At 64.9% G+C, this 21,858-nt stretch carries 17 protein-coding genes and 1 pseudogene; 7 read left to right on the top strand and 11 right to left on the bottom strand.

Annotated features, from left to right (window positions below):
* From G6N68_RS11785 to G6N68_RS31460, 3 genes are all read right to left on the bottom strand, one after another.
* Positions 1–879, bottom strand: coding sequence for an adenylate/guanylate cyclase domain-containing protein (locus tag G6N68_RS11785; RefSeq protein ID WP_275899997.1), 879 nt, complete (start codon positions 877–879; stop codon positions 1–3).
* A 214-nt stretch (positions 880–1,093) separates the two neighbouring features.
* Positions 1,094–1,966 carry a PE family protein gene (locus G6N68_RS11780; protein WP_163711943.1) on the bottom strand — a complete coding sequence of 291 codons (873 nt, stop codon included), beginning with the start codon at positions 1,964–1,966 and terminating at the stop codon, positions 1,094–1,096.
* A 233-nt stretch (positions 1,967–2,199) separates the two neighbouring features.
* Positions 2,200–3,294, bottom strand: a complete 1,095-nt coding sequence (locus tag G6N68_RS31460) for a PE family protein (RefSeq protein WP_163711940.1) — start codon at positions 3,292–3,294, stop codon at positions 2,200–2,202.
* 256 nt (positions 3,295–3,550) lie between these two features.
* On the opposite strand from G6N68_RS31460, the gene G6N68_RS11770 reads away from it, so the two are divergent.
* Together G6N68_RS11770 and G6N68_RS11765 are read left to right on the top strand one after the other, a co-directional pair.
* Positions 3,551–4,594 carry an oxygenase MpaB family protein gene (locus G6N68_RS11770; protein WP_163711937.1) on the top strand — a complete coding sequence of 348 codons (1,044 nt, stop codon included), beginning with the start codon at positions 3,551–3,553 and terminating at the stop codon, positions 4,592–4,594.
* A 253-nt stretch (positions 4,595–4,847) separates the two neighbouring features.
* Positions 4,848–6,242, top strand: a pseudogene (locus G6N68_RS11765) (IS1380 family transposase).
* A 144-nt stretch (positions 6,243–6,386) separates the two neighbouring features.
* Here G6N68_RS11765 and G6N68_RS11760 read toward each other — a convergent pair.
* The 6 genes from G6N68_RS11760 to infC all read right to left on the bottom strand — a co-directional run bounded on the left by G6N68_RS11760 (position 6,387) and on the right by infC (position 10,419).
* A complete protein-coding gene (locus G6N68_RS11760) occupies positions 6,387–7,037 on the bottom strand; it encodes a PE family protein (RefSeq protein WP_163711935.1) in 651 nt (216 codons plus the stop codon).
* 282 nt (positions 7,038–7,319) lie between these two features.
* Positions 7,320–8,198: a PE family protein gene (locus G6N68_RS11755; protein WP_163711932.1), complete on the bottom strand. Its 879-nt coding sequence runs from the start codon at positions 8,196–8,198 to the stop codon at positions 7,320–7,322.
* Between the two features lie 114 nt (positions 8,199–8,312).
* Complete coding sequence (locus G6N68_RS11750; protein WP_163711928.1) at positions 8,313–9,104, bottom strand: TrmH family RNA methyltransferase; 792 nt, start codon at positions 9,102–9,104, stop codon at positions 8,313–8,315.
* Positions 9,105–9,125: 21 nt separating this feature from the next.
* Positions 9,126–9,515: a 50S ribosomal protein L20 gene (gene rplT / locus G6N68_RS11745; protein ID WP_163711925.1), complete on the bottom strand. Its 390-nt coding sequence runs from the start codon at positions 9,513–9,515 to the stop codon at positions 9,126–9,128.
* Positions 9,516–9,597: 82 nt separating this feature from the next.
* Positions 9,598–9,792: a 50S ribosomal protein L35 gene (gene rpmI / locus G6N68_RS11740; RefSeq protein WP_163711921.1), complete on the bottom strand. Its 195-nt coding sequence runs from the start codon at positions 9,790–9,792 to the stop codon at positions 9,598–9,600.
* Between the two features lie 36 nt (positions 9,793–9,828).
* Positions 9,829–10,419, bottom strand: coding sequence for a translation initiation factor IF-3 (gene infC, locus G6N68_RS11735; protein ID WP_079219521.1), 591 nt, complete (start codon positions 10,417–10,419; stop codon positions 9,829–9,831).
* Between the two features lie 468 nt (positions 10,420–10,887).
* Between infC and lysX the strand changes: the two genes are divergently transcribed.
* The 4 genes from lysX to G6N68_RS11715 are packed head-to-tail and all read left to right on the top strand — an operon-like array spanning position 10,888 to position 17,492.
* Entirely contained in the window at positions 10,888–14,199 is a 3,312-nt protein-coding gene (gene lysX / locus G6N68_RS11730; protein WP_205351315.1) for a bifunctional lysylphosphatidylglycerol synthetase/lysine--tRNA ligase LysX, read from the top strand.
* Between the two features lie 38 nt (positions 14,200–14,237).
* Positions 14,238–14,513: a hypothetical protein gene (locus tag G6N68_RS11725; protein ID WP_163711919.1), complete on the top strand. Its 276-nt coding sequence runs from the start codon at positions 14,238–14,240 to the stop codon at positions 14,511–14,513.
* Positions 14,506–16,305: a serine/threonine-protein kinase PknH/PknJ gene (locus G6N68_RS11720; RefSeq protein ID WP_163711915.1), complete on the top strand. Its 1,800-nt coding sequence runs from the start codon at positions 14,506–14,508 to the stop codon at positions 16,303–16,305. The genes G6N68_RS11725 and G6N68_RS11720 overlap by 8 nt, the downstream gene beginning before the upstream one ends.
* 26 nt (positions 16,306–16,331) lie before the next feature.
* Entirely contained in the window at positions 16,332–17,492 is a 1,161-nt protein-coding gene (locus G6N68_RS11715; RefSeq protein ID WP_163711912.1) for a winged helix DNA-binding domain-containing protein, read from the top strand.
* 90 nt (positions 17,493–17,582) lie between these two features.
* Here the strand turns inward: G6N68_RS11715 and uvrA are convergent, their stop codons facing one another.
* Entirely contained in the window at positions 17,583–20,498 is a 2,916-nt protein-coding gene (gene uvrA / locus G6N68_RS11710; RefSeq protein ID WP_163711908.1) for an excinuclease ABC subunit UvrA, read from the bottom strand.
* 95 nt (positions 20,499–20,593) lie between these two features.
* On the opposite strand from uvrA, the gene G6N68_RS11705 reads away from it, so the two are divergent.
* Complete coding sequence (locus G6N68_RS11705; protein ID WP_205351314.1) at positions 20,594–21,271, top strand: MBL fold metallo-hydrolase; 678 nt, start codon at positions 20,594–20,596, stop codon at positions 21,269–21,271.
* Between the two features lie 21 nt (positions 21,272–21,292).
* On the opposite strand, the gene G6N68_RS11700 is transcribed toward G6N68_RS11705, so the two are convergent.
* Positions 21,293–21,733 (bottom strand): universal stress protein, encoded by a 441-nt coding sequence (locus G6N68_RS11700; RefSeq protein WP_163711905.1) that lies wholly within the window; start codon positions 21,731–21,733, stop codon positions 21,293–21,295.
* Positions 21,734–21,858: the final 125 nt, after the last annotated feature.

Here is a 21,858-nt window from a genome sequence, read left to right as displayed (position 1 = left end):
CTATGCATCGTCATTGGTCACGTCTCGGTTATCGCCAGCTGTCAAGTCCCTACCAGTCTTGAGGCGGTAGATCGCCAGGTCCGGAGGGATTCCGGTGAGTTTGCTGGCGAATATGGGTCTGCGTGCCCGTTTGGCGACGACGCCCAGCTCATCCAGATCGCGTTGTGAAATGAGGTCCAGGGTGGGGCTGGAGATCATGATGCCGCCTTTGCTGGCCCGTTCCATAACCCGAGCCGCAATGTTGACATCGACTCCCAGCCAGTCCGCACCCAGCCGCTGCGGCCGGCCGGTGTGGATGCCTACCCGCATGCGCGGCGTATAGCCGTCCACGTCAACCGACTTCAGCTCCTCCTTGGCAGCGACGACGGCCCGCACGGCGACCGTAGGATCCCGGAACACGGCCATGATCCCGTCGCCCATCCGCTTGACGATGTGCCCGCCCGCATCAAGCAACGGGGTTTCCACGGCGCGCGCCACCTGCCTCAGCAGAACCAGTGCGGCGTCGTCTCCAGCCTCCAGCGCCCACGTCGAGAAACCGACCAGATCGGTGAACACCAACGTCACCTCTTGGTTGGCCGGCCGCCGGGACACGGACTCCGACAGCGCTTGCCACACCTGCAACAAGCCCAGGCTGACCTCGCGGGAAGCGGCTTCGCGATCCGCCAGTAACCGGTCTGCGGCGCGCGCAGCAACACTCGGACCGTCGTCACCAGCGGTAGACAACGGATCACCGAACTCTGGATCACCCGGCAGTAAGCGGCGCGCCTTGCGAACGAGCGAGATCAGACCGGGGTTGCGATTTCTGCTACGCAGCCATTCCGCGGCGGAACGTCGCGGCGAACTGCGCTCAGCAACCGCTGTCGTCGATTCCTCGGACACGCCGGACTCCGAATCGTCAGGCCCGACCTCCACGTGGCAAGGGTAGGTGGTCGGGGCGGAGGCAGGCAACGACGGTGCACCGCTTCTGCCACATCTCACAACAACGGCGCTCGTTCGGGGGCGGCCTACCGGTAAGTGACCACCAGGCGGCTAGCGGGCGCGGTGACGAGGGCGGCCGCAAAGGCCGCCTGACCAGGTCAGTTCGGAGGTCGGCTCAGACCGATTGCAGTTTCGGCCTGCCAGAAGTGGCCCAGGCCACAGTGGCGGGCCGAAGAGGACCGAAGCCACCCCTCAGGGATGGCCCAACGTCGGGCGCCGGCACTTCGGCCACCACCTCCACGGGGGGTGGAAGCAACCATGCCAGCTGGCCGTGCCCGGCGACCACGTGGCCAACAGCCGTTGCGGGAGCCCGGAGCAGCGAGCCGACCGCCTGTGCGAACGCGCTGCCGCCGAATGTGCCCGCGTACGCCGCAGAGCTGCCGTGTGCGGCGGCCAGCGCCGCGTTCAAGGGATTGATCAGGCCGACGCCGTACATGATCGGGGGGACGGTGAAGCTGGTGGCCGAGTTGACCAGGATTCCTCCCGTCGGGGTCACGGTGCCGGTCAACCACAGCTCTCCCGCCGCGGCAGTGCCGGAGAACACGGGCACGCTGACGCTGACGGTGTCGCCTACTGCAACGGCATCGCCTACCAACGGTGCACCGGCCGCCGGGGGTTTAGGTGCCGCAGCGGACGCACGGTCTACCAGAGGGTGGCCCAGCGCCATGGCGGGTGCTTCCACTGTGTCGGCCGCAGCCAGCTGGGCATTGGCCACCTCGGCTCTGCGGTAGGCCGCCGCACCCTTGTTCAACGCTCCGACAAATTGCTCGTTAAATGCCACCGTTTGAGCGCCAAGGATTTGAAACTCGCTGGCGTGCCTGCCAAACACCGCAATCACGGCGGCAGAAACCTGGTCCGCAGCCGGGGCCGTTAGCCCCACCGTCGGTGCCTCTGCGGCCTTATTGGCCGAATTAAGTGCAGCACCAACGTTTCTCAAACTCCTGGCCGCAGCAGACAGCCGATCTGTCGCTACGTTCAGGAATGACATCGCCGTCCCCTCTGACCGACCCCAGCTATCACCAGGTACCCATGAAAACACAGACGGTACTGGCGAGCAATGGTGTCTTAGCTAAGAAATATTTGATGGCCCTTTAAAAGCAAACCTCGCCTCGGGCATGCGCATACCCGAGTCGCTGAGCAGACAATAGCGGTCCCATTTTCGGACCTGGCGAGGTGGTCTCAACCAGGTCTCGGCGACGGCAGGGCGTGGCGGTTCGAAGCCTAGAAGGGCAGGCCGAGGGCGTTCCGGAAGAGCGGTACAACGCCGCCGAACTGAGTTCCTTGGAGTGCAAATGTCGAACCGACGAGAGTCGCCCCGCCGAAGTTGTACGTCGGCACCGTCACGGTTATCGGCTGCGGATCGGCGAACACTCCGCCGAACGGAATGTGCACTTGCGGCACTGCCGGAAGGCCCAGCGACGCAGCGAGCGACGTGTCCGGGAACGACACCGTGGTATGGCCGAACAACACGGCTTCGCTGTAACTGAACGGGAACTTCACCGCGATTTGAGCGGCTTCGATGAGGTTCCCGCTGCTCAGCGCGCTGAAGAAGCTGCCAGTGCTGTTCATCAGCGAAGCGGTGCCGGTGGCGACCGGACCATACTGGGCAGCGAGCAGCAACGGCAGCGAGGGCGGCAATGTGATGCTCCCCCCGGTGATTTGATAAGCGGGGTTGCCCAATCCCGTCACTTTGGTTCCGTTCAGCGACAGCCCCACGGGACCGTACGGGGTGGTCGCATTGACGGACGCGAACATCGGGCCGTTGACGTCGACGCCGCCGGTCCCGCTCGCCGAAAACAGAACCTGCTGACCAAGAGGTGTCGTGAGGGTCGCGACGGCATTGCCACTGGCGAAAACGGATCCGTCCGCAAAGGTATTGCCCGTCAAGCTCCCCGACAGGTGCAGCGGTCCCAACGGAAGGTCGAAACTCCGGGTGATGGCTTCCTCGGCCGCAGCCGCGGCGGCAGCCCCCGGACCGGCCCCCAGCAACGACTGCACGGGCGCATTCAGCGCCTTGGCCAAACCCTGCTCGACGTTGGCGAACTCGGTGGTGACGTACGCATTGAGACCACTGCTCAGCGTGCGGACGAACTCCTCATGGAACGCTGACGCTTTGGCGCTGACTGCTTGGTATTGCTCTGCGTGGGCGGCGAAAGCGGCTTTTACCGCGGCCGATATCTCGTCCGCGCCCATGACGCCGAGGCCGAAGGTGGGTATTGCTGCCGCCACATTGGCTTCGGTTAGTGCGTTGCCAATACTGGCCAGATTTCCAGCTGCCGACGAGATGATGTCTGGAACCACGCTAACGAACGACACAGCCGGTCTCCTTCGGCAGAGGCAAACACGCGGAATCACCCGAGAAAGCAAAGCGTACTACCACTAGTCAACACATGTCTCATACTTGGCCGTTTGACTCGCATGGGAGCGCAACTCGAGGCAAACAGCCTGATCACACGCTTGCCACGGCGAAATGGACACTCGATAACACGATGTCGACGCAGATGCGGAAACCGTAGACAACGTGCGTTGTCAACGCTTATCGTGAGCGCAAATAATGAGCCAGGAGGCCGTGATGACTGGTACATCAACGACATCGGCTGACCCGCTCGGGCCCGATTCGCTGACCTGGAAATACTTCGGCGACTTGCGCACCGGAATGATGGGTGTGTGGATCGGCGCGATCCAAAACATGTACCCGGAACTGGGCGCGGGCGTCGAGGAACATTCGATCCTGCTGCGCGAACCTCTGCAACGGGTCGCGCGGTCGGTGTACCCGATCATGGGTGTCGTCTACGACGGCGACCGGGCCGCCCAGACCGGCGAGCAGATCAAGAGTTACCACCGCACCATCAAAGGGACCGACGCCGAGGGGCGCCGCTACCACGCGCTGAATCCGGAGACGTTCTACTGGGCGCACGCGACATTCTTCATGCTGGTCATCAAGTTGGCCGAGTACTTCTGCGGCGGCCTGACCGAAGCAGAAAAACGCCAGCTATTCGAAGAACACGTGCAGTGGTACCGGATGTACGGCATGAGCATGCGGCCGGTGCCCAAATCATGGGAAGAATTCCAGGAGTACTGGGAACGCGTCGGTCGCGAGGAGCTTGAGATCAACCAGGCGACCTTGGACATCTTCAACATGCGGATCCCTAAGCCGAAGTTCGTCCTCATGCCGACGCCGATCTGGGACCAGATATTCAAACCGCTGGTGGCAGGTCAACGCTGGATCGCGGCGGGCTTGTTCGAACCCGCGGTCCGCGAGAAGGCGGGTATGCGTTGGACGCCGGGTGACGAGATCCTGTTGCGGCTGTTCGGGAAAATGGTCGAGTTGGCTTTCGTGGCGGTTCCCGACGAGATCCGCCTGCACCCTCGCGCACTGGCCGCCTACCGGCGTGCGCAGGGCCGCATTCCCAGTGACGCGCCGTTGGTCGAGGCGCCCCCGTTCGTGGCGCCGCCTCGGGATCGCCGCGGCCTACCGATGCACTACTTCCCGCCGCGCCCGAAGTCACCGCTTGAGCCCGCCCGCGTCATGATGGAACGCGCGGGATCGCTGGTGCACGGCACGCTCTCGTTGGCCGGTCTGCGTCCCGCCCGGGGCCGAGGCCGAGCCGCCTAGGCCGTACTGCTAATAACCGAGCGCCCTCAAAAACAAGGGCACGATGCCGAATTGGCCCCCTGAATAGGAAACTTGCACACCTAGGGAAGTCACCGATCCTCCGGTGACTTGGAGCGGGTAAAACCCGGTTAGCCCGGATTTTTCGTGAAACGTTGTGAGTTTCGGGGTGTAGATATGCGAAAGTGCCTGTCCTGCAAGGAATAATTGGACTTCTCTACGGGTTCAGTCGTTCCAGCGGGAAGGCACCTCGCAGGTGAAGAATATCGCGGTCGGGTCGCGGGTGAAAGTTTCCGCCGACGGTTATGGTGTCGTGTCGCATGCCGGGATGGCCATGGTGCGTGAGCTCGCGGACCGCAGCGGGTTATCGGCGCAGGTCACCGCCGCGTTGGCAGATACCTACCGGGGCCCGTGGGTGTATGCGCCCGGGGAGGTGTTCGCTGATCTGGCTGCCGCGGTCGCCGATGGGGCGGACTGCATCGACGCGGTCGGACAACTGTGCGGCGACCGTGAGCATGTCCTGGGTGCCAAAGCCTCCACGACCACGATGTGGCGGCTAATCGATGAGCGCATCGATGCTTCGCACCTACCGCGGGTGCGGGCCGCCCGGGCTGCGGCCGCGCGCCTGGGCCGCCGGCGCCGCCCCGCACCGGGTGGCTGGTTGCACATCGACATCGACGCCACCCTGGTCCTCGATCATTCCGATAACAAGGAGAAGGCAGGGCGACCTGGAAAAGACCTACGGTCACCACCCGCTGCTGGCCTTCGTGGACCGCCCCGAGATCGCCGGCGGGGAAGCGCTGGCGGCCTACTGCGCCCCGGTGGCGCGGGCTCCAACACCGCAGCTGACCACGTCAGTGTCCTAGCGCAGGCACTGGCGGCCTGCCGGCGCGATGGCGGCCGGACCCCGATCATCGCGACGACCCCGACAAGCCGGCGGTGCTGGTGCGCTGCGACACCGCCGGGGCCACCCACGACTTCGCCGACGCCTGCCGCGCCGCGGCGTGGGGTTCTCCTTCGGCTACCCCGTGGATTGGCGGGTGCAGGACGCTGTGGACACTCTCAACATCGGGCAGTGCTGGTATCCGGCGATCGACACCGACGGTGGTATCCGCGAGGGCGCCTGGGTCGCCGAGGCCACCAACCTGGTCAACCTGTCATCGTGGCGGCGGGGACCCGGCTGATCCTGCGCAAGGAAAGGCCCCATCCGGGTGCGCAGTTGCGGTTCACCGACGCCGACGGGATGCGGGTCACCGCGTTCATCACCGACACACCGCCCGGTGTGGTCGCCGGCCAGGTGGCAGGTCTGGAACTACGCCACCGCCAACACGCCCGCGTCGAAGACCGCATCCGCGAACTCAAAGCCACCGGCCTGCGCAACCTGCCGTGTCAGGCATTCGACGCCAACGCCGCCTGGCTGGAAATCGTCTTGGCCGCAGCCGATCTGGTCACCTGGTGCCAGCTCATCGGATTCACCGGCCACCCCGGCCTGACCCGTGCCGAGATCGCTACCTTCCGCTACCGAGTCCTGCACGTCGCAGCCCGCATCACCCGCGGCGCCCGCCGAACCCGACTACGCATCGACGCCACCTGGCGATGGGCCGCAGCCATCGCCACCGCATGGCAACACATCCGCACCGCCTTCGGTTGACCGACAACCCAGCTGACCAACCGAGCACGAAAGACCACCGGCCCTGGGAAAGCCCGCCAACCCGGCGACACGGGACAACCCCAACACGCCCTAAACCACACAAACCCCAGACACCACGCACCCCATCGCCAAGTCCGACCGAAATCACCCTCGACGAAAAATCGAGGTTAGCTCCACTGCCTGGTATCCCAACGGAGTGAGTCCGCCGAGAGATCCCCAGAACTGGCCGCCGCCGCTCGGGAAAGACGTTGTGGTTACACTCCCCGACAACCACTCCACGGGACCGAGCGAAGTGTAGAAGGTTCCGCTGACATTGGTTGTCAGCCCGTCGAACCCGAATTCTTGGAACGGCGTCCCAGTCAGCAGTAACTCCGCCGCCCGACCAAACGGTGAATACAGGGTCACGCTCTGATACACGCCCTCAGGGCCGAAGCTCAACAAGAAGCTGAGCGGGCCCACGCTGATGCTTCGGCCGAAAACCGGCTCCGCCGGCCCGGCTAATGTCTGCTGGGCATTAGCCGCCTCGGTGCTGACATATTGGGCGGCACTGCCATTCAGTAAATCAACGAACGCGTCGTGAAAATTCACTGCCTGAGCGCTAAGGGTCTGAAAGTTCTGGGCGCTGCTAACAAAAACCGCCGTGATCGCCGATGACACTTCATCAGCGGCCGGCGCCGCGATAGCGGTCGTCTGGGTCGCCGCCACGGAAGTCGCGCTGCGCAGATCGGCACCGATGTGCTGCAGGTTTCTGCTCGCTGCCGCCACGAGGTCGGGCACGACGCTCAAAAGTGACATAATGCTGCCTCATTTCGGGGACCTGTGCGACACAGACGCCGAACGGTCGGCGAGAGACGAAATCGTAACAATTAATTCGCAAACTTACTATCGATAATTCGCATACCTGCCGCCAATTACGATATGGAAAATATCCAAGCCCGTGACGGCCGCCACATCGCCGGAGTGCGCGGTTCTTGGGCCGTACAACTGCGGCGTTAATTCCCGGTGACGACGTTGAAGCACTCAGTAGCTAACCCGCCGATCCGTGAGCCCTGGAAGCCGAACTTGCCGCAGGGTAGGTCAAACTGAACCCGCGTCGTCGGTGCTGCTGTAGCCCGGCACGGACAACATCACGGGCGCAGAAGGCGTGTAGAGACCGCCAAACGGAAGGTGCACGCTGACGGTTGGCCCGCCAGGGCCTTCAAACGACCCCATTGTCAGCTCGACCGTGCGGGTGAAGAAGACGCTTGCGGCGCCTGAGTGATCACCGCTGCTCAACACGTTAGAAGCTTCGCCCACACCGTCGAGTAGGCAGACTCCCCCGGTGACCATTGATCCCCCCGCAGCTCCAAGTAGCCGCAATTGGGGTGGGAGTTGGTTACTCCCGCCGGTGAGAATAATTGTCGCCGGTGTCTCGCCGGCGGGCGCAGATCCAGTTATCGACCACGACGCGTCCTCGTATGGAGTGGCCGGAGACATGGGTGCACTCACCGAACCGGTGCCGTCGTCCACGGGCGCGGCGACCTTGTGTACGACCTCGATCCGACCGAAAGGAGCATCTACATCACTGATTTCAGTCATGGCGGCTTCCGGTGCGCCGTCGCCAAGTCCGGGCAGCGGACAACTGAGCAACGCCTGAGCCAGCCCATTGAGCGCGTCAACCAGCGTTTGCTGCGCGTCGGCGCTTTCGGCAAACAGATACTGCACCGCGCCACTGCCCAGCAGCTTCACGAACTCGGTGTGAAACGTCGACGCCTCTGAATTCGCCGCGGCGAATTCGTCAACATGCGAAGCGAAGAGCGCCGTGATCGCTGAAGAAACCTCGTCGGCTGCGGGCGGCGTAATCGCGGCTGCTCGGTTCACCGCCGCCGCGCTCGCACCGCGTAGCGCGGACCCGAGGTCTTCCAAGCTAGCCCTTACCGCGGCTAGGGCCTCTGGTATGACCGGGTGTAGTGACATAGTCCCCCTCGCAGAAGAGCGTTCGCTTACTAGGCGAGAGCCGAATAGTAGCAACCAGCAATATTGCCGGAGATGGTTTTCGGATCTTTTCCAACATGGGTAGAGATCGCCGTGTCAGACGCCAGGCTCGGGACTCGATGCGCTCGCTCGGGCGCTTTGATACAGGCAGATCGCCGCGGCGGCGGCGACGTTGAGACTCTCCGCTCTCCCGGGCATCGGGATATGCACGCGGTGGTCGGCCTTGGCGGCGATCTCGGCCGGCAAACCGTGCGCTTCGGGTCCGAACACCCACGCCGTCGGCCGGGCGAGGTCAGCCTCGTCCAGCGGCGTCTCACCATCCAACGTGGTGGCCAAGACCTGCAGACCCACGCCTTGCAAGGCCGTCACCGCGGCGTAGGTGTCGGGGACAACCACAACCGGAATCGTAAATATGCTGCCGGTCGACGCCCGCAGACACTTGCCGTTGTAGGGGTCGACGCTGTGCCCGGCCAGGACTACGGCCGCCGCCCCCATGGCGTCGGCGATGCGGATCAAGGTGCCCGCGTTGCCCGGCTCGTTGATGTCGACGGCAACCGCGACGAGTTGAGGTGAGCCGAGCAGCACGTCGTCGAGGCCGGTCGACGGCATCTCGCAGACAGCCACCAACCCGGACGGGGTCACGGTGTCGGACAACGCTTTTGCCGCCCGCTCGGTCACCAGATGCGTCGGAGCCTGCTGCGCCGCGAGCAAGGATCGGTGCCGGTCCCATGCCGCCTCGGTGACGAACACATCCCGAACCAGGCCGCGCGCAGCGGCGGCCTCGACCAGGTTAGGGCCCTCCGCGAGGAACGTTCCGCTGCGTCGCCGGCCGACCTGACGATGCAATTTGACCGCCGCGACCACTCGGCCGGAGCGTTCGGTGAGCACCGGGGAGGCCAGGTTGCCGAGTTAGGCAGCTTCTCCGGACGGGGCGTTGACGTCCTCGGGCAGTGCACCCCGCGCGACCTCGACGAGCGCGGTGAATGCCGCCGGGTCGCTGATCGCAATGTCGGCGAGGTTCTTGCGGTCCACTTCCACCCCGGCGGCCTTGAGGCCCTGGATCAGGCGGTTGTAGGTGATGTCGTTGGCACGCGCGGCGGCGTTGATTCGCGAGATCCACAACTTGCGGAACTCGCCCTTGCGCGCGCGACGGTCGCGGTAGGCGTAGTTGAGCGAATGCAGTTGCTGCTCTTTGGCTTTGCGGTAGAGCCGGGATCGCTGACCGCGGTAGCCTTTGGAAGCCTTCAGGATCGAGCGCCGCTTCTTGTGGGCGTTGACTGCCCGCTTTACGCGTGCCATGGACTAGTTCCTATTCTCGTTCGTACGTCGACGGTCGGGGTGCCGACCGGTGTTTCAATACCGGGCTTTTGCGCGGCGCTGGTTAGCCGTTCAGCAGCGCTTTGACGCGCTTGGTGTCGTTGGCCGCCACTGTCGTTCGGCCGTCCAGTCGCCGGGTGCGCCTGGTCGGCTTGTGCTCGAGCAAGTGCCTGCGGTTGGCCTTCTGCCGGACGATCTTGCCGGTTCCGGTGCGCCGGAACCGCTTGGAGGCTCCGCTATGGGTCTTTGCCTTGGGCATGTTTCCTCGTTTTCTCAGTTCTTCGTTCGGTGCAGGTCAGTTGGCGGTCGGCTTTGTTTCGCCGGCCGGTTTCGCCCCAGCTTCACCCTCGTGCCGCGCCTTGGCGCGCGTCTTCGCGCCGCGATGCGGTGCCAGCACCATCGTCATGTTGCGTCCGTCCTGCTTTGCCGACGTCTCGACGAATCCGTATTCGGCGACGTCCGCACCAAGGCGTTGCAAGAGTCGGTAACCCAACTCCGGGCGTGACTGCTCCCGGCCGCGAAACATGATGGTGACCTTGACCTTCGAACCCGCTTCCAGGAAGCGGACGACGTGGCCCTTCTTGGTCTCGTAGTCATGATCGTCGATCTTGGGACGCAGCTTTTGTTCCTTGACGACGGTCTGCTGCTGGTTCCTGCGGGATTCGCGCGCTTTCTGAGCCGCCTCGTACTTGTACTTGCCGTAGTCCATGATCTTGCAGACCGGTGGTCTGGCGTTCGGCGCAACTTCGACAAGGTCGAGATCGGCATCCGCGGCAACGCGGAGTGCGTCTTCGATACGCACTATGCCTACCTGCTCTCCCCCTGGGCCGATCAAACGGACTTCAGGTACGCGAATGCGCTCGTTGACGCGGGTCTCAGTGCTGATGGGGCCTCCCTTGTTGGCTGATGTTTCGGCGCAACCAGAGCCTGAATCCAACCGGGGCAGCGGGAGAGACACCCAACCGTGAGCAAAAAAGCCCTGCACAAGCAGGACCCAATGCCGACCGATCGAGCCTTGAGGTGCTCAAGGCGCCTGCGCCACGCGCAGAACAGGCATTTCACGATGCCTGTGACCGGACCGCTTCGCCGTGAAATTCTTCGTGGCTAACGGTGGGAGTGGGACTCCACTTAACTGTCCCTGGCCTTCGCCGGGATGGTCGCAGGAGTCAGTTTAACAGGCATAACTCCCGAATCGGGCATCGCTCCGCCTCCGACGGTGTCTTGGGCGCCACCGCGCCACGCGGTTCCCGTCCATAAACCTGCCACAAACCTGCCATGAAGGTGCCCCTCGCCAGGATTTTCCTGGGTTAAGCGAATATCCTCGCGGTCTGTGACACTTGCAAAGCCTCGCTCGATGCCGAGCAGGGCCAACTCCCGGTTTTACTGGGTTCCGGCTGCCGCGGGCTGGGTGGTCGGAGTCATCGCGACCTTGTCGCTGCTGGCAAGCGTCTCACCGCTGGTCCGGTGGATCATCAAGGTGCCGCGGGAATTCATCAACAGCTACCTGTTCAACTTTCCCGACACCAGTTTTGCGTGGTCGTTCGTGCTGGCACTGCTGGCCGGCGCACTGGCGGCGCGGAAGCGGATTGCCTGGCTGCTGCTCCTAGGCAACATGGTCTTGGGCGCGGCTTTGAACATCGCGGACATCGCGGCCGGCGACAACACCCCAGCCCAGAATTTCGGCGAGAACCTCGGGTTGGCCTTCCACGTGACGGCCAGCGTCCTGCTGATCCTCAGCTACCGGCAATTCTGGGCAAAGGTTCGCCGCGGCGCACTGTTCAAGGCAGCGGGTGTGCTGTTGGTGGGCGACGCCATCGGGATCTTGGTGTCCTGGGGACTGGTCGAACTCTTCCCGGGATCCCTTGCCCCGGGGGACCGGTTACCGTACGTCGCCGACCGGGTGATCGGGTTTGCCATCGCCGATCCCGAGTTGTTCACGGGCAATCCGCACGTCTTTCTCAACGCTCTCTTCGGATTGTTCGGCGCCTTCGCCCTCATCGCCGCGGCGATCGTGCTGTTCCAATCACAGCGCGCCGACAACGCACTGACGGGTGAGGACGAATCGGCTATCCGCGGACTGCTCGAGCTGTACGGAAAAGACGACTCTCTGGGCTATTTCGCGACCCGGCGCGACAAGTCGGTCGTGTTCGCCCCCAGCGGTCGCGCCGCCGTCACCTATCGTGTCGAGATCGGTGTCTGTCTGGCCAGTGGCGACCCGGTTGGCGATCCCAAGGCGTGGCGCCAGGCCGTGGACGCATGGCTGGAGCTGTGCCAGACCTACGGCTGGTCCCCCGGCGTCATGGGCGCCAGCTCACGAGGCGCCCAGGTTTATCGCGAAGCGGGCCTGAACGCACTGGAATTGGGCGACGAGGCGATCCTGCGGCCCGCCGAATTCAAGCTGTCCGGTCCCGACATGCGGGCGGTGCGCCAGGCAGTAACGCGTGCCCGCAGAGCCGGCCTGACGGTGCGCATTCGTCGGCACCGCGACATTTCCGAGGAGGAAATGGCGGCAACGATCGAGCGTGCGGATACCTGGCGCGACACCGAATCCGAGCGCGGCTTCTCGATGGCTCTGGGTCGACTCGGCGACCCCGCGGATTCCGACTGCCTGCTAGTGGAGGCGATCGCTCCAGACAACCAGGTCGTGGCGCTGCTCTCGCTGGTGCCGTGGGGGAACACCGGCGTGTCCCTCGATGTCATGCGCCGATCTCCGCGATCGCCCAACGGCACCATCGAGTTGATGGTCAGCGAACTCGCCCTGCACGCCGAAAACCTTGGCATCAGCCGTATCTCATTGAACTTCGCGGTGTTTCGGGCCGCGTTCGAGCAGGGTGCGCAGCTGGGAGCCGGCCCGATCGCCCGGTTGTGGCGCGGGCTGCTGGTGTTCTTCTCACGTTGGTGGCAGCTGGAAACGCTGTACCGCTCGAACCAGAAGTACCAGCCCGAATGGGTGCCCCGTTATGCGTGTTACGACGACGCGCGGTTGATGCCCAAGGTGGGTGTCGCCTCGGTGATCGCCGAGGGCTTCCTGGTGCTGCCGTTCAGTCCACGCAACAAAGTGCATACCGGCCACCATTCCGCGGTGCCCGAACGGCTAGTGGCCACCGGTCTACTGCACGCCGACGGTTCGGCGCCGGATGTGAGTGGGTTGCAGCAGGTCGAACTAGCCACGCTCGACGGGAACGGGCGTCGCCTGCCCGAGCAGGTGCGGGTCCGCATGGAAAAGCTAAAGCAGCTGCGCGACAACGGTATTGACGCATACCCCGTCGGTCAGCCGCCCAGTCACACGGTCGCGCAGGCCATGGACGCGGATGACCAGGAAACGATTTCGGTGTCCGGCCGGATACTGCGGATACGCAATTACGGCGGCGTCCTGTTCGCGCACCTGCGGGACTGGACGGGCGAAATGCAGCTGTTGCTCGACAATTCGCAGCTCGAGCAGGGCCGTGCCGCTGACTTCAACAAGGCCATCGATCTCGGCGACCTGGTGGAAGTGACCGGGCACATGGGCTCGAGCAAGTCCGGGACCCGTTCGCTGATCGTGACGAACTGGCGCTTGATCGGTAAGTGCCTGCGGCCCTTGCCAAACAAGTGGAAGGGCCTGACCGACCCCGAAGCCCGGGTGCGAACGCGATACGTCGACCTCGCGGTCAACGTCGAGTCCCGCTCCCTGATCACCGCCCGCAGCGCCGTCTTGCGCTCCGTGCGAGACACGTTGTTCGCCAAGGGCTTCGTCGAGGTCGAGACGCCGATTCTGCAGCAGATCCACGGCGGAGCCACGGCTCGCCCGTTCATCACCCACATCAACGCCTATGACATGGACCTGTTCCTGCGCATCGCGCCGGAGCTGTACCTGAAGCGGCTGTGCGTAGGCGGTGTGGAACGGGTCTTTGAGTTGGGTCGCGCGTTCCGCAACGAGGGCGTCGACTTCAGCCACAATCCGGAATTCACCCTCCTCGAGGCCTACCAGGCGCACGCGGACTACCTGGTGTGGGTGGACGGCTGTCGCGAGCTGATTCAGAATGCCGCCGAGGCGGCCAACGGTGCGCCCATCGTGATGCGGCCCAAGACTCGGGATGATTCCAACACCGACGGCGGCCTCGAACCGGTCGATATTTCGGGCGTCTGGCCGGTGAAGACCGTCCACGACGCGGTTTCCGAAGCCCTCGGTGAGCACATCGATGCCGAAACGAGCCTGGCGACCCTGCGCAAGCTGTCCGACGCGGCGCACATCCCCTATCGGGAGCAATGGGACGCCGGCGCGGTGGTGCTGGAACTGTACGAGCACTTGGTCGAGGACCGGACCGAGCACCCGACGTTCTACATCGACTTCCCCACCTCGGTGTCCCCCTTGACCCGCCCGCATCGCAAGACACCGGGGGTGGCCGAGCGGTGGGATCTGGTGGCCTGGGGCGTGGAGCTCGGCACCGCCTACAGCGAACTCACCGACCCGGTCGAACAGCGACGTCGCCTGCTTGAGCAGTCCCTGCTGGCGGCCGGTGGAGACCCTGAGGCGATGCAACTCGACGAGGACTTCCTGCAGGCCATGGAGTACGCGATGCCGCCCACTGGCGGCCTGGGGATGGGGATCGACCGGGTCGTCATGCTGATCACCGGGCGCAGCATCCGCGAGACACTGCCGTTCCCCCTCGCCAAACCGCATTAGTTGGGTAGGCACAACGGCGGCCAAAGTAACGTGGCGGCATGCCCGAGGAACGGAAAGACAACCTTCCGGCGCCACACGCGGCACCGCCAGTGACGCCTGACCCGCCTGACACGGGTTACGACCAGGGCGGCGTGCCGACGTTCGAATCGGTCCGCGAGAAGATCGAGGGCCGGTACGCGACGGCTCTGGGAGCGAGTGAGCTCGCCGCCGAGACCGCCGAGGGACGGGCGGTCGAGGAGCAGTACGAGGAGCGTCAGCGCGCTGCGGCAGAACGTCTGGCGCAGATCCGCGAGGCCATGCGCACCGATGAGTGACACGGTGCCGACCTCGCGGGCCGGCACCCAGTTCGGGCCCTACCGCTTGTTGCGGCTACTGGGACGCGGCGGGATGGGCGAGGTCTACGAGGCGCATGACACCGTCAAGGACCGCAACGTCGCCCTCAAACTCATGTCCCAGGAGTTGAACTCCGACGAGGCATTCCGGCGCCGCATGCGACGCGAGGCGCACACCGCCGGCCGCCTGCAGGAACCACACGTCGTGCCCATCCACGACTTCGGTGAAATCGACGGCCAACTCTTCATCGACATGCGCTTCATCGAAGGCACGGATCTGAGCGCGTTGTTGCGTCGCGAGGAAACGTTGGCCCCACCCCGCGCGGTTGCCATCATCAGCCAGATCGCCGAGGCGCTCGACGCCGCCCACGCCGCCGGGGTCGTCCACCGCGACATCAAGCCGGAGAACATTCTGATCACCGGCAACGACTTCGCGTACCTCGTCGACTTCGGCATCGCCGCGGCGGCCACCGATCAACACCTCACCAAGACCGGTCACGCCGTGGGCAGCTGGAGCTACATGGCGCCCGAACGGTTCGGCGATGACGAAGTCACGTACCGCTCCGACATCTACGGCCTGGCGTGCGTGCTGTACGAATGCCTCACCGGCACACCGCCTTACCCAAGCCAGAATCTGAGCACGCTGGTCGGCGCACATCTCAACAAGCCGATCCCGCGGCCCAGCCTGCAACGACAAGGCATCCCGACGGCCTTCGACGAGGTCATCGCCCGCGGCATGGCCAAGGACCCCAGCCAGCGCTACGCGACCGCAGGAGAACTGGCGCGTGCCGCTCAGGAGGCCCTCAGCGCGCCCGACCGCGACCGTGCCACCACCATCATCGCGGACAGCGAGCAATTCGCGCCGCGACCGCAGTCGGGTCCGATGCCGTCCAGCCCGATGCAGTCTGGCCCAATGCCGTCGGCTCCGATTCCGTCGGGTCCAATGCCGTCGGGTCCAATGCCATCCGGCCCCTGGACGCCCGCGCCGCCGCCCTGGCACTCTCCCCCAGCCCAGAAGTCCAGGCGCGGCCCGTGGCTCATCGTGGGCGCGGTCGCGGCGGTGATCGTGCTGGTCGTAGGGACCACGCTGTGGCTAGTGCTGGGCAAAAGCGATGCTGGGCGGTCCGTCGGCGCCACGACGACCACCGCCACCAGGACCCAATCGCCCACCACGAGCGCCACGGCAACGACCGTTCCGACGGCGACCGCCGCGCAGCTGGAGTCGTTCCTGCTCAGCGCGCGCCAAATCGACATCACCGTCGGCACCACCGGATTCGTCGTCGACCACAACGTCACCGAAATGTCCGACGCCAGTCCGCAAAACAGCGTGTCCGACGAGAAGTGCCTTGGAGCGCTCATCGGATTTCAGACTCCGACCTATAAGAGCAGTGGCTACACGGGGACGTTTGCGCAGTTGCTGAAGGTGCCGAATTCCGACCCGGGGCAGGTCGTGGTCCAAGGGGCTGTGCTCTTCACGTCCGCCGACCAGGCCAACGCGTTCGTGGCCGCGCAAGCGGAATTTTGGCGATACTGCGCCGGGAAAACCGTGACACAGGTCAACAACGGCAAGTCCACGACCTGGACCTTCCGCGAACTCAGTGGCAATCCGCCCAATATCGCCCTGCAGCGCACGTTGGCCAACAGTCCGGTGGTGTGCCAACACAACCTGGCCGCCGTGTCCAACGTGGTCTTCGATGTCAACGTCTGCGGACCGGACACGATTAATCAAGCCAGGCTGATCGCCAACCAGATGGCCACGAAGGTGCCGCGTTGATACGCGGCCGGTCAGAAAGCTTTTGAGTGAGTCGGCGAAGATTCACCGTTGCGGAACGGCGGATCCGCCTGGCGCGCAGGCACTTCCTCGCCAATAACGGTCCGGTCGCTCAGGTCATAGGCGGACTGGTCGGACTGCACGCGACCGACCCCGCAACTCCTTACCTGTCGCTGTGGGCGCGATGCGGCGACTTCGCGACCGCCCACCTGGAGCAGGAGCTCTATGAGAAGCGTTCCGCGGTAAAGCAACTGGCGATGCGCCGGACGCTGTGGCTGATCAATGGCAATGATCTGGCGATGATTCAGTCGGCGGCGGCCGACCGGGTTGCCGGCAACGAACGTCGTCGCCTGGTCGCCGACGTGGTGAAGGCCGGGCTGACCACCGACGGCGAGCGGTGGTTGGACCGGGCCTTCGCGGCCGTGCTGCGCTACCTGGGCGAGCAGGGGCCAGCCAGCAGCACCGAACTGCGGGCGGCGCTGCCCGAACTGGCCGGCACTTATGATCCCGCACCCGGAAAGCGTTGGGGCGGCGCGACTGCGATCGCACCGCGGGTGCTGACGGTGCTTTCGGCACGGGGTGACATCGTCCGGGGGCCCAATGACGGAACTTGGACCACGTCGCGGCCGCGCTGGGTCGCGACCGCGGACTGGCTCGGCGCGCTGGATGCGCCTGCCGACGCCCAGGCCGAATTGATTCGTCGGTGGCTGCGCAGCTTCGGCCCCGCGACCGTCGCCGACATCAAGTGGTGGTTCGGCACGACGTTGACCGTCGTCCGAAAGGCCTTGTCCGATATCGGCGCGGTGGAGGTCGACCTGCACGGCAACCCCGGCTACGCGCTGGCCGACGACCTCGAACCGGAACCGGACGCGCCGCCGTGGGGCGCGCTGCTGCCAGGACTGGACGCCACGACGATGGGCTGGTTCGACCGCGATTGGTATGTCGGCGAACATCGCGGTCAGGTATTCGACAGCAACGGCAACGCCGGTCCCACGGCCTGGTGGAACGGGCGCATCGTGGGCGGCTGGACCCAGGACGACGACGCTCGGGTGCGCCTGCAGCTCCTGGAAGACCCTGGCCGCGACGGGCGACGGGCCCTGCAGCGGCGTGCCGACGAACTCACGTCGTGGCTGGACGGTGTCCGGATCAAGCCGCGCTTCCCGTCGCCGCTGGCGAAATCAAGCCGTTGACTCTGCGTCCAGGGCGAGAAAGTGCGAGAAACCACCGCCCTCAGCGCAGTGTCAACTGGTCACGGGCGCCCTCAGCGCAGTGTCAACGGGTTAGGCGCTGACCTTGCGTCGCTTGCGAGGCGCACTGGCACGTGTCCGCTGACCGGTGCCGACGACGTCGACGAGGAATTTCCCGGTGTAGCTTTGCGGCACCGCTGCGACGTCCTCCGGGGTTCCTTCGGCGACGACAGTTCCGCCGCCGGCACCGCCCTCGGGGCCCATGTCGATGATCCAGTCCGAGGTCTTGATCACGTCCAGGTTGTGCTCGATGACGATGACCGTATTGCCCTTGTCCACAAGACCATTGATGACGTTGAGCAGCTTCCGGATGTCGTCGAAGTGCAGCCCGGTGGTGGGCTCGTCGAGGATGTAGATGGTGCGTCCGGTCGAGCGCTTCTGCAGCTCCGAAGCCAGCTTGACCCGCTGCGCCTCACCGCCGGACAACGTCGGCGCGGGCTGCCCGAGCCGGACGTAGCCCAGGCCGACGTCGACGAGGGTTCGCAGGTAGCGATGGATGCCGCTGATGGGTTCGAAGAACTCCGCGGCCTCCTCGATCGACATGTCCAGCACTTCGGAGATGGTCTTGCCCTTGTAGTGCACCTCTAGGGTTTCCCGGTTGTAGCGGGCGCCCTGGCACACCTCGCACGGCACATACACGTCCGGCAGGAAATTCATCTCGATCTTGATGGTCCCGTCACCGGTGCACGCCTCGCACCGGCCGCCCTTGACGTTGAACGAGAATCGGCCTGGCTGGTAGCCGCGGACCTTGGCCTCGGTGGTGGCCGCGAACAGGGTGCGGATCTTGTCGAAGACGCCGGTGTAGGTGGCGGGGTTGGATCGCGGCGTGCGGCCGATGGGTGATTGGTCGACCCGCACCAACTTGTCCAGGTGCTCCAATCCGGTGACCCGGGTATGGCGACCCGGCACCTGTCGCGCGCCGTTGAGCCGGTTGGCCAGCACCGCGGCAAGGATGTCGTTGACCAGGGTCGATTTGCCCGAACCGGATACGCCGGTCACCGAGGTGAGCACGCCGAGCGGGAAGGACACGTCGATCCCCCGCAGGTTGTGCTCCCGGGCCCCGACAACCGTGAGTTGACGACGTGGGTCGGTGGGGCGCCTTAGCGCCGGGATTTCGATGCTTTCCCGTCCCGACAGGTAAGCACCGGTGATCGAATTCTTGTTGCGCAGCAGGTCGGCGTATGTCCCGCTGTGCACGATGGTGCCGCCGTGTTCGCCGGCGCCGGGGCCGATGTCGACAACCCAGTCGGCGTGCTCGATGGTGTCCTCGTCGTGCTCGACGACGATCAGGGTGTTACCCAAAGCCCTTAGGCGAGTGAGGGTTTCGATGAGGCGACGGTTGTCGCGTTGGTGCAGGCCGATGGACGGCTCGTCAAGCACATAGAGCACGCCGACCAATCCGGAGCCGATCTGGGTGGCCAGCCGGATGCGCTGCGCCTCACCGCCGGACAGCGTGGCAGCGGCCCGGGACAGCGACAGATACTCCAGCCCGACATCCAGCAAGAAACCGAGCCGCGACTGGATCTCCTTGAGCACCTGCCCGGCGATCGCCTGCTCGCGAACGCCCAGGGTCAGCGCGTTCAAGAAGTCGGCGCATTCGGCGATCGACAGCTCACAAACCTCGGCGATGGACTTCGGCCCCTGATCCCCCGCCGCCAGGGTGACGGCCAGGATCTCCGGCTTGAGCCGGGTGCCCTGACACTCCGGGCAGGGCACATCGCGCATGAAGCCCTCGTAGCGCTCCTTCATCTGCTCGGACTCGGTCTGGGCCATCTTGCGTTGCAGGAACGCCAACACGCCCTCGAAGTCGGCGTAGTAGGACCGCGTGCGTCCATACCGATTGCGGTAGCGCACGTGCACCTGCTCGTCGCAGCCTTCCAGAATCGCCTTGCGCGCTTTGGCGGGCAACTTGCGCCAGGGCGTGTTGACGTCGAAGCCCATCGCATCGCCCAGCCCGGCGAGCATCCGGATGAAGTACTCGGCGGTGTGTCCCGTCGACCACGGCGCTATCGCGCCATCGGCAAGCGTGAGGTCGGGGTCGGGTACCACCAGGTCGGGGTCGACCTCTTTGCGGATGCCCAGGCCGACACACTCGGGGCAGGCGCCGTACGGCGAGTTGAACGAGAACGAGCGCGGTTCCAGGTCATCGACGGCCAAAGAGTGCCCGTTGGGGCAGGCCAACTTCTCCGAGAACCGCTGTTCGCGGGGGCGGTCGTGCTCGTGCTCGCGGTCGTCGGGGAATTCCAGCACCACGATGCCGTCGGCAAGATTCAGCGCCGTCTCCACCGAATCGGTGAGCCGTTGCTTGGCGGAGGCCTTGACCGTGAGGCGGTCGACCACCACTTCGATGTCGTGCTTCTCCTGCTTCTTCAGCTTCGGCGGATCGGTCAGCGAGTGCACCACGCCGTCGACGCGCACCCGGCTGTAGCCCTGGGCGTTGAGCTTGTCGAAGAGGTCGGCGAACTCGCCCTTGCGGGTGCGTACCACCGGCGCGAGCACCAGAAAACGGGTGCCCTCCTCCATGGCGAGCACCTGGTCGACGATTTGCTGAGGTGTCTGGCGGGCGATGCGTTCACCGCAGGTAGGGCAATGCGGCGTGCCGGCCCGCGCGTACAGCAAGCGCAGGTAGTCGTAGACCTCGGTGATAGTGCCGACCGTCGACCGCGGGTTGCGGTTGGTCGACTTCTGGTCGATCGAGACCGCCGGGGACAGACCCTCGATGAAGTCGACGTCGGGCTTGTCCATCTGGCCCAGGAACTGGCGCGCATATGCCGACAGCGATTCCACGTAGCGTCGCTGGCCCTCAGCAAAAATGGTGTCGAAAGCCAGCGACGACTTGCCCGAGCCGGACAGCCCGGTGAAAACGATCAGTGCGTCACGGGGTAAGTCGAGGTCGACGCCGCGCAGGTTGTGCTCGCGCGCCCCCTTGACAATTAGGCGATCAGCCAATGGATTCCCTTCACAGACAGAGCTCGTTCCCCATGCTATGTGGCCCCACCGACAAGCACCCCGGGCCCGCCGTCAAACCAAGTAACGTGACCGCTATGACCGTCGTCGATGACAACTACACCGGGCACGTCGAACCCGGCACCGCGGCCCGCCGCACCCTGCCCGGCGCCACCATTGTGAAGGCGTCGGTAGGCCCCATGGACAACAACGCCTACCTGGTGACCTGTTCCGCGACCGGGGAAACGCTGTTGATCGATGCGGCCAACGACGCCGATACCCTGCTTGACCTGATCCGGGAGCACGCCCCGAAGCTGTCGCTGATCGTCACCAGTCACCAGCACTTCGACCACTGGCAGGCGCTGGAAGCGGTGGCCGCGGCCACCGGGGCACCGACCGCCGCCCACGAGATCGACGCCGATCCACTGCCGGTCAAGCCCGATCGTTTGCTGACCGACGGCGACACCATCCAGATCGGGGAGCTCAAGTTCGACGTCATCCACCTGCGCGGACACACCCCCGGATCGGTCGCTCTGGCTTTGCAGGGACCGGCGGCCGGCGGCACGACGCAGCTGTTCACCGGAGATTGCCTGTTCCCAGGCGGCGTCGGCAAGACCTGGCAACCCGGCGATTTCGAGCAATTGCTCGGCGACGTCACCACCAAGGTGTTCGACGTGTACGACGACTCCACCGTGATCTACCCGGGGCACGGCGACGACACAGTGCTAGGCATCGAGCGCCCGCACCTCGACGAGTGGCGCGAACGGGGCTGGTAAGACCCGGCCTTTCAGGTGCCTTTACGTGGTGTGCACGATCAGCACGTCGACCTTGGCACGCCGCGACACGTTTGCCGGCACCGAACCTAGGAGCCGGCCCGCGATCGTGCTCAGGCCCACATTGCCGACCACCAACAGATCGGCCTTCTCTTCTTCGGCCAGGTGCACCAAGGCGTCAACCGGCGCGCCGACGATGGCCTTCTCTTCGACGTTCTTGGCGCCGGCGAGGTGTGCCCGCTCCTTGGCGTCATGCAAGATCTCGTAGATCGGGGCGGTGCCCGTCACCTTGTAGCTTTCATCCTTCAAGATGTCGGCCGCGCGACCGTCCTCGTGCTGAGGTAGGTACGCCGAGGCGATGATGAGCTTGGCGTCTGCCCCGGCGATCTTGGCTGCTCTGTCTACCGCACGCATCGACGAGTCCGAGCCGTCGGTTCCTACCACCACCGTCGAATAGGCGCCCATTAACCCTCCAAGTGTCGGTTGCTCAGCCAACCCAAGACAGTATCGCTTTCCCGGACAAAGATGCGTCAGATTACCCACACCGCGACGGCGTGGCGCAACCCTCAATCGCCTTGCATTTGCCGGGT

The sequence above is a fragment of the Mycobacterium bourgelatii genome (assembly GCF_010723575.1).
Taxonomy (GTDB): domain Bacteria; phylum Actinomycetota; class Actinomycetes; order Mycobacteriales; family Mycobacteriaceae; genus Mycobacterium; species Mycobacterium bourgelatii.
This window is presented reverse-complemented; position numbering and strand designations above follow the sequence as displayed.

Coding starts and splice junctions, on each gene's coding strand:
- G6N68_RS11725 (WP_163711919.1), top strand. CDS start 14,238: ATGCCCGAGGAACGGAAAGACAACCTTCCGGCGCCACACGCGGCACCG.
- G6N68_RS11720 (WP_163711915.1), top strand. CDS start 14,506: ATGAGTGACACGGTGCCGACCTCGCGGGCCGGCACCCAGTTCGGGCCC.
- rpmI (WP_163711921.1), bottom strand. CDS start 9,792: ATGCCCAAGGCAAAGACCCATAGCGGAGCCTCCAAGCGGTTCCGGCGC.
- lysX (WP_205351315.1), top strand. CDS start 10,888: ATGCCGAGCAGGGCCAACTCCCGGTTTTACTGGGTTCCGGCTGCCGCG.
- G6N68_RS11700 (WP_163711905.1), bottom strand. CDS start 21,733: ATGGGCGCCTATTCGACGGTGGTGGTAGGAACCGACGGCTCGGACTCG.
- G6N68_RS11705 (WP_205351314.1), top strand. CDS start 20,594: ATGACCGTCGTCGATGACAACTACACCGGGCACGTCGAACCCGGCACC.
- G6N68_RS11760 (WP_163711935.1), bottom strand. CDS start 7,037: ATGTCACTTTTGAGCGTCGTGCCCGACCTCGTGGCGGCAGCGAGCAGA.
- rplT (WP_163711925.1), bottom strand. CDS start 9,515: ATGGCACGCGTAAAGCGGGCAGTCAACGCCCACAAGAAGCGGCGCTCG.
- G6N68_RS11755 (WP_163711932.1), bottom strand. CDS start 8,198: ATGTCACTACACCCGGTCATACCAGAGGCCCTAGCCGCGGTAAGGGCT.
- G6N68_RS11770 (WP_163711937.1), top strand. CDS start 3,551: ATGACTGGTACATCAACGACATCGGCTGACCCGCTCGGGCCCGATTCG.
- G6N68_RS11780 (WP_163711943.1), bottom strand. CDS start 1,966: ATGTCATTCCTGAACGTAGCGACAGATCGGCTGTCTGCTGCGGCCAGG.